The following is a 1,278-nucleotide window of genomic DNA, read 5'->3' as shown; positions in this document are numbered from 1 at the left end:
GACCACGACCACGACCACGACCATTATCACGATGGGCAAGATCCACATGGTTGGCTGGATCCTGGTAATGCGCGGCGCTGGCTCGATGCCATTGCCCAGCAACTTAGCGAAATCGATCCTGACAATGCCGCCCACTATCGTGCTAATGCGGCACAAGGCCAGCAAGAACTTGAAGCACTTGAGCAAGATTTAAAGGAACGCTTAGCCAATAGCGAGCAGACTCGCTTTATCGTATTTCACGATGCCTATCAGTACTTTGAAAAAGCGTTGGGTGTCACTGCGGCTGGTGCTATTTCTATCGGTGACGCATCCTCACCCAGCCCGAGACGTATTGAAACTATCCAGCAGTTAGTTGATGCAGAAGGCGTTACGTGTGTATTCAGCGAACCGCAATTTAATCCGCAAATCGTTGATACTGTCTTTGGCGATACGGATGTTTATATTGGTGTAATGGACCCTCTAGGCGTTGGCTTAACACTAGGTGCAGGGCTTTACGACGCACTACTTAACCAAATGGCTGATGAAATACAACACTGTACCGACACGATGTGAGTCAGTCTGGAAAGCCGGTATCAAGAAGGAGTGATTAAATAGGCGCGCTAATGTGGACAGTGATCTCGTCTGGCATTAGCGCGTCGGTATGTCTTCACTCATTGGGCTACAGCAATATTGTGCTCCCCATTGGGGTGTTTCATCACCTGCATGGGTAGGCCATAAATCGCTTCTAAGGTGCTGCAACTCATCAAATCATCCGGGCTGCCATGGGCCAGCAAGCGACCGCTATGCAGTGCCATCAGTTCATCACAGTAGCGTGATGCCATATTGATATCGTGCAATACAATAATGACGCCAAGGTTCAGCTCATCGCATAGCTTGCGAACCAGCGCTAGCACTTCAATTTGGTGAGCAATATCCAGTGCTGCTAGTGGCTCATCGAGCAGCAAGAAACGACTTCCCTGGGCGAGTAGCATAGCCAACCATACTCGCTGACGCTCGCCGCCGGAGAGTGTATCGACTAAGCGGTCGGCAAAGGCCTCTGTGTGGGTAAGGGCGATGGCGCGATCAATGGCGTCTTTGTCTTTCTGGTTATGGCGACCGAGCAGGCCGTGCCAAGGGTAGCGACCAAAAGCCACCAGCTCGCGCCCAGTCAGGCTTTCAGCGCTGGGTAAATGCTGGGGCAGATAAGCTACCTGACGAGCAAACTCGCGATTTCCCCAGTCACGCAGTGGGCGCTGGTCAAAGTGAATCTCGCCTTGGCTGGTGGGTTGCTGCTGGGCC

General features: G+C 52.3%; 2 protein-coding genes. One reads left to right on the top strand and one right to left on the bottom strand.

Features of this window, described 5'->3' with window-relative positions; all coding sequences use genetic code 11:
• Window positions 1-552 (top strand): zinc ABC transporter substrate-binding protein (locus INT22_RS13330; protein WP_193068392.1); only part of this gene is annotated, 552 nt, incomplete at its 5' end.
• 98 nt (window positions 553-650) lie between these two features.
• Here the strand turns inward: INT22_RS13330 and INT22_RS13325 are convergent.
• Window positions 651-1,278, bottom strand: a 628-nt coding sequence (locus tag INT22_RS13325; RefSeq protein WP_226912718.1) for an ATP-binding cassette domain-containing protein, incomplete at its 5' end; no start/stop codon positions are given.

It is taken from the genome of Halomonas sp. 3D7M, assembly GCF_014897885.1.
GTDB lineage: Bacteria > Pseudomonadota > Gammaproteobacteria > Pseudomonadales > Halomonadaceae > Vreelandella.
Note: the sequence above shows the minus strand (reverse complement) of the source record. Positions and strands in the feature narration are given on the sequence as shown.